This is a genomic window from Fibrobacter sp. UBA7003 (assembly GCA_002449765.1).
Lineage (GTDB): Bacteria > Fibrobacterota > Fibrobacteria > Fibrobacterales > Fibrobacteraceae > Fibrobacter.
In genome coordinates, this window is record DJXN01000001.1 from 1 (window position 1) to 8,812 (window position 8,812).

The following is an 8,812-nucleotide window of genomic DNA, read 5'->3' on the forward strand; positions in this document are numbered from 1 at the left end:
ATCGTGGCGGTTGCTATGACGGCTATTGTGTCGCAACGCTGCCAATTGTAAAAGAAAAATTTTGCTACGACAAGTAAAAAGAGGTAATGTGGTGCAAAAGTTATCTATAACAAGCCTCGTCTTGACAACCGCGTTTTGCGGATTGTTCTGCGGTTGCTATGAGGGCGAAACGGATTGTTTTCCGCCAGGAGCCAATTTTTATCTTAATTCGACATCGGATGTAGATAGCGTTCGTTTTTATTTGAACAGTGAACGAATATGTTATGAACGGTTGATTATTGAAGATGGACTATGTACAAATTGTGCCAAAATAAAAGGGAATCTTTTTGAGAATATAAGATGTCGAACCTCAGCCGAGGATGAGTCATATAGTTCTTTGTCATTTGGTGACGAGTTCATTGATAGTTGCGTTGCGTCGGAGGAGTTTCCTATATGGAAGACTTTTGACTGCAGAATAAATGAAAAAATGTATAAGAAGACGATTGGCTCGTCAAAGCTGAAGGTACATGTATTTTCGAGTAATAGAAGCGAAGAAATTGAAATAGGGATTAAAATTGCTGACGGAAATCACTATAGCATAATTGCGGAACAGGATACAGCTGCGTGGTATAGCTATACCGCTGTTACTTTGAGGGATTATTTTGATTATTATGGGCCAACAGATGCGTGGGAAAGGATAGATTGTTTTGACGGTTATTGTGTTGCGATATTGCCTATGGTTGACAAAGATGTTTGCTACGACAAATAAAAAAAGGACCAGTTCGGGCAATCCATAGGGGCCATATCCCATACGACGAGTGCTTTATAGAGCCATAGGTGTAAAAAAGGCTTTTTTTTGTGCGGGTTCACTTGTTTTCCGCGAAAAATTTATAGATATTACATGAGTAAATTGAACCAAGGAGTTTTTCTATGAAGACCAGCAGCTTTATTTCCGGACTCGCCCTCGGTGCCGTCGCCGCCATCGCCATCAACAAGAAGTTCTTCGGGTGCAAGTGCGCCGAAGGTGCCGATTGCGACAGCTCCGCCGTGAAGGACGCCGAGGAGACGGCCGAAAAGCTCCGCAGCTCCACCGACAGCCTGCTCGCCCAGCTGAGCAAGAGCAACGAGGAGAAGCACGAATCCGAAGCCAAGGTGAAGGACCTCGAGGACAAGCTCTCGAACAAGGAGACCGAGATCGAGAACCTGAAGAACATCATCGACGCGAACAACGCGCAGACGAAAAAGCTCGAGGACGAACTTGCCCGCGTGAAATCCGGGAACTAGTTCCCGGTTGATCAGTTCTTGAAACAGCGGATATAGTACTGATCCCACTTCGTGGTCAAGTCGGAACTGGTCCCGCTGTTCGAAATCCTGTAATACATGGCCGACCCGCTCGCGTATTCGGTCGTCGTCCAGAAGCCGACCAGTTCGTTGATCTGGTAATGGCCGATGCTCATGTTGTAATACCCGCCCGGTTCGGCCGAGAATCCGTACAGGTTGGTACCTGCCGTTTTCCAGCCGGTCTTGCTCTTTAAATCGTTGTAGGGGTCCGTACTGTTCCTGTCCTTGGCGTATTTATCGATGTCGAGTATTTCCGATTGGGTCGGGACATGCCATCCGGACGGGCATATTCCCTGGTGCGTGCCGGTAATGTTGTACTTGTCCGCTACATACGAATGTGGCAGGTCGACGGCCGCCGGCCAGCCGTAGAGCCTTCCGTATTTGGCGCAGTTGCTGGGATCGTTCTTGTAGCAAGAGGAGGTCGCTTCCAGGTTGGGGGTCGCGACGGAATCGGAGTAGTTCAGGTTCTCGGCCATTACGGTATAGCTCCCGATTGTCACGTAGCGGTATTTCTTGCCGTCGCGGCTGTCCGTGAACATGTTGTAGAGGATTCCGTCCTTGCATTCGACGTCGTCTCCGGGAGTGTATGTCTGCGTCCCGCAGAGGTCCTTCAGGATTCCCCCGACGCACAGGTTCGTGGTGGGGTCGTAGGTTTCTCCGCTGCACTTGGGATAGACCGACTGCCCGAAGCAGAATTCTTCTGCATAGGTGTAGGATTGCCCACCGCATAGCGGGTGCGTGTCGTTTCCTTCGCAGAAATGCGTGGACGGGTTGTAGACTTCGCCTCCGCACGTAACGACATTCACGCTGGAAGACGATGAGTACGCGCTGCTGGAACTGCGTACCGGTATGGAAGAAGACGAACTGTAGACGCTACTGGAACTGCGTACCGGCACGGAGGAAGACGAGCTGTAAGCACTGCTGGAACTTTGTATTGTTGCGGAGGAAGACGAGCTGTAAGCACTGCTGGAACTTTGTATTGCCGCGGAAGAAGACGGACTGTAGATGCTGCTGGAGCTGTGGGCGGCTACGGAAGATGACCGCGGATTGCTGGAGCTGCTGATGCCGTAATCGGGCGCGGAGTGGCCTGCCGACGAGAGCGTCGCGTGCGATGTGGCGGACTCCGTACCGGCATATTCGTCGCCGTATTCTTCTTCGTAGTTGCCGGCGACGTCGGCACACGCCGCGACGAGCAGGGGTATGGAAAACAGGATAAATCTTTTCATGGCCTAGAAATCCAGTACAAAAAGTGTGACGGAAGCGGCGAGGGCTACCGCCCCTATGCCATAGAAAACATTGCGGAGGGTCTGCTTGCTCTTGATATCGTCCAGGTTCTTCTTGTATTCGCTTTCGTTTTTCGGAGCCTTGTCCCCGATGCTGGTCGCCTGGGCGTGGAATACGATGCCCAGGATGATGCTTGTGCCTGCGAGCGCTGCCGACGAGATGTAGCCCACCTTGGCCCAGTCGGTCGGATCCTTCTCCCAAGACCATCGTCCGTACAGCCCGTCCTTGGGCCTGCTGTTGAATGTCGCCCTGCCGTCAAAGGATTTGTACGTGTCCTCGGCGTCGAGAATCGGGGAATCGACATCGAGCGAATACAGGTTGACCAGCAGCGGGCTCGTTTCGGCATTGTCCCTTTTGTCCCAGTAGCTGAATATCTTGGAACCGTTGAACATGTAGAAACCCTTCGGCTTGCTCGCCGGGACCAGGTACATGCTCTGGGTCGACTTGTCCAGCTTGTACATGACGTTTTTCGAACTGGACAGGACGTTGTTTATGGAATCGAGCCTGTTGGTGAACAGCGGGGCGAGTTCCGTGCTGCCTTGCCTATGGACAACCTGGTGGCAGGTCTCGACCCAGCGCCTTGCCCGTTTCATCATGTTCTCGGCAAGGTCCTTGTTCCATTTCATGTCGTAATGGTAGGTGATGTCGAACTTGTTGCCGGGAAGGGGTTCCGCCGTGAAGGATCCGTTCAGGATAATCAGCTGTTCCTTGGGGATGGCGATACTCAGCAGGGCGTCCGTACAGGCGTGAATCTGTTCTTCGCGCTTGTTCATCTCGGTTTCTACGGTAATGGCGTTCAGTCTCGCTTCGCCCGTAATCTGCAGGTACTTGGCCTCGAATTCCGGCAGGTCGACCGTATAGAAGTGACCGCAGGCCGGATCCAGTTCTTGCGTCAGGTCGATGGAGGAGCACCGGTTGTTCATCTGTGCGATTTCGCCGGCTTGTTCCAGCAGCGAATCGATAGCGGGGTTCGAGGCAACATTCTGCTTGAGGGCTTCCAGGTCTCGCTGGAGGGCGTCGATGTCTGCCTGGTCACGATTGTATATCGTGATGATCTCGTCGGCGAAAGTCTCGCCGGCAAGCGCAAGCAGGATTAGCAAGGCAAGTCGTTTCATGAACAAGAATATAGATATTTGTATCAGGAACGGACATGCCTGTCGGAACCGAAAGGACGGTTCTATTCCGCGGAACTTGAACTGAGGGGCGACGTATCCCACGAGGCGTTAGGGCCTTCTCTCCAGGCCTTCTCCCTGGCGGCGTTCACGCGTTCCTTGATTTCCTGGTCGATTCTTACGACCGCTTGCGCCCCGCTGAAAAAGCCCTCGGGGCACTTTTTTTCTTTTTCGTCGTCATCCTTGTCCCGGAACATCTGTTCGATGAAGGAAGGATCATGCCAGTAGCCGTATTTCTCCGAACCCAGGATGACTCCGTCACGTGACGCTTCGATGGACATTTTGCAGCGCCCATACGTGCTGCGGTAGACTGTGCACTCGCTCGTGTTCTCGCATTTCAGCACTCCGTTGACATAGAAGTCGTATTCGTCATCGTCGTCGGCCACGATGGTAACAGGTTGGATATTGACAGTCGAAAAAAAGACGGACGCGCAGCCCGTGGTCAGGGAGGCTGCGGCTATTGCGGCGAGTGCGAATGAGATGTTCTTGACGTTAGGCATACTCTTAATATAAATAATGCATCCAAAGTAATGCCTTCGTCTGTCGCCCGACTTGACCCTTTATCTCCTTTTCGTGCATCGCGGGCTCGCCTTGGGACGAAAACGGGGCGTTTCGCTTACTTGTCCTTGACGCAGCGGACAAGATTGACGGAACTCTTTTCGTCACAAAAGAGATTGGATAAGTAGGTTGTGTATAGTATGTACGCCAGTTCGTCATCTTCTTCTGTCGATGTCCAGAATGTCATTGTCGATCCTAGCGCTTTTTCAATTGTTGCTTTGTCGGCGGCTTCTATCAGGGATTCGTATTCTTCCTTGCTGGGGAGGTGCCATCCTTCGGGACAGACGCTTATGGCCGTTGTCCATGTGTAGAATATTCCGTGTCCGCCGTAATTGTTCTGCCAAGAAATATCAAGATTAGCGTCGGGGTCGTAACCGCTGGTTTCATAATGCAGGTCTTCTGCCATCCATGTTTCGGAATAGTCGGAACCCTCCAGTACCACGTATTTATAGACGGTGGTGTCGCGAGTATCGCAGAATGCGTCCGTGCTGTCGTAGGCGATGAACTCACAAATTGCGTTGCCGTTTTTGAGTTCTCCGTTTTCGCAGAATTGGAGTGATTGATCGTATATCCCTACGCCGCATTGGTCGAACTCTCTGTCGTTGACGCAGAATTTTTTGTCGGGATCGTATATCCATCCGTCGCATAGTTTGTACAGGGAATCTTTGTGGCAAAAGAGGGAATCAGGATTGTATGGGCTATTTTTACAACGAGGGATAGGTTCTCCAAGTGGAAGAAGAAAGTTTCCGGCGCAATACAGCGAGTCGGGATTGTAGATTTTTCCGTCACATTTACGGTAGATTGTCGTTACAAAGCAAAAACTGGAGTCGGGGTTGTAGACTTTTCCTGCGCAGAGAGGCTTGTAGAATACGCTGGAATCGGCACCACAAATTATCGTGACAGATCCATTGTCGTTGTCCGTCATCTTGCAGCCGGTCGCGTCCGATCCGTCCTTTCCGTCTTCGCCGTCGGTACCGTCAGTGCCGTCCTCGCCATCCTTGCCGTCTTTTCCATCTTTACCGTCTTCGCCGTCCTTTCCATCCTTCCCGTCCTTGCCCTGCAAGGATGTCCACTCCTCGTCGATGCAGTAGTAGGCCGCCGCGGAATCCATGGAATACGCCATGGAGCCTTCGTTCTCCGCGCCGCACTCGGGCAGCGCTTCGCCCTTCTTCACGATAAGCATCCCGGTCACCTGGGTCACCTGTGTTGTCTCGTTGACCTCGGTGACTTCGTCCCCGCAGGCGGAGAGTGTGGTGATTGTGGCGGCGCCCAGGAGCGGCGCCAGGAGGAGGGAGGGGAGATTCTTGGACATTGCGGACCTCTTGTTTGTCTGGAATATAGTATAATCGCGCGAATTGAACTTATTTTTTGCTTCCGGCTATTGCTTTTTGTGATTAAATTTTATAATATTTAATTGTATACAATTAAATATCAAGCCACACCGAGAAAAACGGAGGTAAAATATGACCATCTACGATTACACGCTCACCGACGGAAAAGGGAGCGAAGTCCCGCTCGCAAACTTCAAGGGCAAGGTGATGCTCATCGTGAACACCGCGACCGGCTGCGGCTTCACCCCGCACTACAAGCCTATAGAACAGATGTATTCCGACTTCCACGACAGGGGCTTCGAAGTCATCGACATTCCCTGCAACCAGTTCAAGGGCCAGACCCCCGGCACCGACGACGAAATCCACGAATTCTGCACGCTCAACTACGGCACCGAATTCCCGCAAATGAAAAAGTCCGACGTGAACGGCCCCGACGAACTCCCGCTCTACACCTACCTGAAATCGCAGAAAGGTTTCGAAGGTTTCGGGTTCGGCGTGAAGGCCGCCGCCATGGCAGTACTCCTCAAGAGCATCGACAAGGACTACAAGAAAAATCCCGACATCAAGTGGAACTTCACCAAGTTCGTGGTCGACCGCGAAGGCAACGTGGTCGCGCGTTTTGAACCCACCGCCGACATGGACGCCGTGCGCGCCTGCGTAGAGAAACTGCTCTAGGAGTACCCATGGACTGCCCCCAGCTAAAACTCGAAAACCAGCTGTGCTTCCCGCTGTATGCCGCGTCCAAGGAGATCACGCGCCGTTACGCCCCGTACCTGGAGCCGCTTGACCTCACGTACACGCAGTACATAGTGATGCTCGTGCTGTGGGAAGAAAAGAAGTGCAACGTCTCGGAACTCGGCAAAAAACTGTTCCTCGATTCCGGGACGCTCACCCCGCTCCTGAAAAAGCTCGAGGCCAAGGGCTACATCCAGCGCACCCGCGAACAGAGCGACGAGCGCTGCCTCTCGGTAAGCCTCACCTCCGAAGGCGAATCGCTCAAGCGCAAGGCCGCAAGCGTCCCCAAGTCCATGGCCAGCTGCGTCAACCTCTCCGATGCCGAAGCCAAGACCCTGTACACCCTGCTGAACAAGGTTTTGGAAGGGTTCAAGGAAGGGTGAGTTGTTTCGCTGTCGTTGACCTTTAGCCTTGACGTGGGGGTGCGCGTTGCCATGGCTGCAAATGTACATTTCGGTAGCGACATTTTTTGTCATTGTCTAAAGCTATATTTGTACCGTAGAGCAATCTTTTTACAGACAATAATCAAAAAAGTGAATTTCGGCAAATATGCTGTATAGAAATTAGTGATTTTAGGCATTTTCTAAAGAATAAAACTTGTGATTTTGGGCAAAATAGATTATATTTGGCTCAGAGAGGTAAATAAATGATGAAAACAGCCCCTGTTTTTGAACGAAAACTCTATCAAAAGATGCTCCAATGGAAAAAGGAGCGTGATGGCTCTACCGCACTTATGATAAAGGGGGCTCGACGCGTCGGCAAATCGACAATTGTAGAGCAATTTGCGAAACGGGAATACAAGTCTTACATTCTCATTGACTTTTCGAAGGCATCTTCGGAAATCATGGCTCTGTTTGACGACCTTTCGAACCTGGACTACATTTTTCTGCGGCTCAAAATTGCCTACCAGGTGGAACTGGAAGAACGCAAGTCCTGCATCGTTTTCGACGAGATCCAGTTGTGCCCTAAGGCAAGGCAGGCCATCAAGCACCTTGTCAAGGACCACCGCTACGACTACATCGAAACAGGCTCGCTCATATCCATCAAGAAAAACGTAGAAAAAATAGTCATTCCAAGTGAAGAAACCCGAATGGAACTTTTCCCGCTAGATTACGAGGAATTCCGTTGGGCTCTGGGCGACAGGGCCACCGCCAACCTGCTCAGGGAGGCCGTCGTCAAAAGAATCCCTCTCGGTAACGGGGTGCACCGGAAACTGATGCGGGACTTCCGGCTGTATATGCTTGTGGGCGGCATGCCGCAGGCGGTCCACGAATATATCCGGTCGAACAGTTTCAAGATGGTTGATTCGGTCAAGCGCGAAATCATAGAACTTTACGAAGACGACTTTTCCAAGATCGATCCAAGCGGCCGTGCCGCAAGCCTGTTCGACGCAATCCCCGCACAGCTTACCGGTAACGCCAAGCGCTATCAGGTCAGTTCGGTGCTGCCTGGCACCAAGGCGGACCGCGTTGAAGAAATTGTCGCGAACATGAGTGATTCTTCTACCATCGCACTCGCCTATCATGCAAACGACCCGAATACGGGCCTCGCCATGAACAAGAATATCAACTTTTACAAGATGTTCACCGCCGACACGGGGCTTTTCGTGACGCTCGCATTCAAGGACAAGGATTTTACGGACAACATCATCTACGAGAAACTCCTGTCGGACAAGACCAGTGCCAATCTGGGTTACATTTACGAAAACGCCGTCGCACAAATGCTGCGTGCCGCAGGCCACGAACTCTATTACTACGCATGGCCCAAGGAGAACACGAACAGCAATTACGAGGTAGATTTTATCATATCGGAGAAAAGTAAAATTTGCCCCATCGAAGTCAAGTCGTCGGGCTACAAGTCGCATGCATCCCTTGATGAATTCTGCAAGAAATATTCACGCCGCATTGGCCGCCGCATTCTCGCATTCACAAAGGACTTTGCTGTGGACGGGAATACGGACTGCATTCCCGTTTACTGGATTCCGTTCTTGTCATGACGGGGCTGCACGACACATTCGGCGGCGCGATACTCGCATGGGTCAAGAGCGCGAAGGCATTCCTGAAAGTCCAGGCGGGCACGGGCGACAACCTGCTCGAAGAAGACATCCGGGAAGGGTTCACCGACTATTGCCTATGGTCCACGTTCCGGCCGGAAAGCATCGACACCGACGGCGAGCTTGACATGGAATGCCTGGACAGCGGCATGGTCCTGTTCAGGGAAAACTGCACCCCCGGAGAGGCTCTGGAATCGAGCTACCGGCAAGCCTTCGGCACCGACTTCGACAAGGACGACATCGCGGTACTGATGGAAGAATGACGCCGCCTTTTTACTTGGTGGGGGAAGCCTCCCCCTGCCTGCAGCCGCTTTGTCCGCGGGTTCCGCAGACTGTCATCCCCGCGACTTTGTCTCGTC

Annotated in this window: 10 protein-coding genes; 6 read left to right on the top strand and 4 right to left on the bottom strand. The window is 52.0% G+C overall.

Translation table 11 applies throughout. The features are described 5' to 3' along the window. The first annotated feature begins 271 nt into the window (after positions 1-271). Both B2952_RS00005 and B2952_RS00010 read left to right on the top strand, forming a co-directional pair. Positions 272-748 (top strand): hypothetical protein, encoded by a 477-nt coding sequence (locus tag B2952_RS00005; RefSeq protein ID WP_290735892.1) that lies wholly within the window; start codon positions 272-274, stop codon positions 746-748. Between the two features lie 161 nt (positions 749-909). Then, positions 910-1,263 (top strand): hypothetical protein, encoded by a 354-nt coding sequence (locus B2952_RS00010; RefSeq protein ID WP_290735894.1) that lies wholly within the window; start codon positions 910-912, stop codon positions 1,261-1,263. Between the two features lie 11 nt (positions 1,264-1,274). Here the strand turns inward: B2952_RS00010 and B2952_RS00015 are convergent, their stop codons facing one another. From B2952_RS00015 to B2952_RS00030, 4 genes are all read right to left on the bottom strand, one after another. Further along, positions 1,275-2,546, bottom strand: a complete 1,272-nt coding sequence (locus B2952_RS00015; protein ID WP_290735895.1) for an FISUMP domain-containing protein — start codon at positions 2,544-2,546, stop codon at positions 1,275-1,277. Positions 2,547-2,549: 3 nt separating this feature from the next. Next, positions 2,550-3,719, bottom strand: coding sequence for a hypothetical protein (locus B2952_RS00020; protein ID WP_290735897.1), 1,170 nt, complete (start codon positions 3,717-3,719; stop codon positions 2,550-2,552). A 62-nt stretch (positions 3,720-3,781) separates the two neighbouring features. Beyond that, positions 3,782-4,276, bottom strand: a complete 495-nt coding sequence (locus tag B2952_RS00025; protein WP_290735900.1) for a hypothetical protein — start codon at positions 4,274-4,276, stop codon at positions 3,782-3,784. Between the two features lie 116 nt (positions 4,277-4,392). Next, a complete protein-coding gene (locus B2952_RS00030; protein WP_290735903.1) occupies positions 4,393-5,646 on the bottom strand; it encodes an FISUMP domain-containing protein in 1,254 nt (417 codons plus the stop codon). A gap of 151 nt (positions 5,647-5,797) precedes the next feature. Here B2952_RS00030 and B2952_RS00035 point away from each other — a divergent pair, with 151 nt between their 5' ends. The 4 genes from B2952_RS00035 (at position 5,798) to B2952_RS00050 (ending at position 8,716) form a co-directional block, all read left to right on the top strand. Continuing rightward, positions 5,798-6,340 carry a glutathione peroxidase gene (locus B2952_RS00035; protein WP_290735905.1) on the top strand — a complete coding sequence of 181 codons (543 nt, stop codon included), beginning with the start codon at positions 5,798-5,800 and terminating at the stop codon, positions 6,338-6,340. Between the two features lie 8 nt (positions 6,341-6,348). Beyond that, positions 6,349-6,783 carry a MarR family winged helix-turn-helix transcriptional regulator gene (locus tag B2952_RS00040; RefSeq protein ID WP_290735908.1) on the top strand — a complete coding sequence of 145 codons (435 nt, stop codon included), beginning with the start codon at positions 6,349-6,351 and terminating at the stop codon, positions 6,781-6,783. A 263-nt stretch (positions 6,784-7,046) separates the two neighbouring features. Continuing rightward, positions 7,047-8,396, top strand: coding sequence for an ATP-binding protein (locus B2952_RS00045; protein WP_414655026.1), 1,350 nt, complete (start codon positions 7,047-7,049; stop codon positions 8,394-8,396). After that, on the top strand, positions 8,393-8,716 hold the full coding sequence (locus tag B2952_RS00050) for a hypothetical protein (protein ID WP_290735911.1): 324 nt from the start codon (positions 8,393-8,395) through the stop codon (positions 8,714-8,716). Before B2952_RS00045 ends, B2952_RS00050 begins: the two co-directional genes overlap by 4 nt. The last annotated feature ends 96 nt before the right edge of the window (positions 8,717-8,812 follow it).

Bases quoted from the DNA above. Each gene is read 5' to 3' on its own strand.
- B2952_RS00010 (WP_290735894.1), top strand. From the start codon at position 910: ATGAAGACCAGCAGCTTTATTTCCGGACTCGCCCTCGGTGCCGTCGCC.
- B2952_RS00015 (WP_290735895.1), bottom strand. From the start codon at position 2,546: ATGAAAAGATTTATCCTGTTTTCCATACCCCTGCTCGTCGCGGCGTGT.
- B2952_RS00020 (WP_290735897.1), bottom strand. From the start codon at position 3,719: ATGAAACGACTTGCCTTGCTAATCCTGCTTGCGCTTGCCGGCGAGACT.
- B2952_RS00025 (WP_290735900.1), bottom strand. From the start codon at position 4,276: ATGCCTAACGTCAAGAACATCTCATTCGCACTCGCCGCAATAGCCGCA.
- B2952_RS00030 (WP_290735903.1), bottom strand. From the start codon at position 5,646: ATGTCCAAGAATCTCCCCTCCCTCCTCCTGGCGCCGCTCCTGGGCGCC.
- B2952_RS00035 (WP_290735905.1), top strand. From the start codon at position 5,798: ATGACCATCTACGATTACACGCTCACCGACGGAAAAGGGAGCGAAGTC.
- B2952_RS00040 (WP_290735908.1), top strand. From the start codon at position 6,349: ATGGACTGCCCCCAGCTAAAACTCGAAAACCAGCTGTGCTTCCCGCTG.
- B2952_RS00045 (WP_414655026.1), top strand. From the start codon at position 7,047: ATGATGAAAACAGCCCCTGTTTTTGAACGAAAACTCTATCAAAAGATG.
- B2952_RS00050 (WP_290735911.1), top strand. From the start codon at position 8,393: ATGACGGGGCTGCACGACACATTCGGCGGCGCGATACTCGCATGGGTC.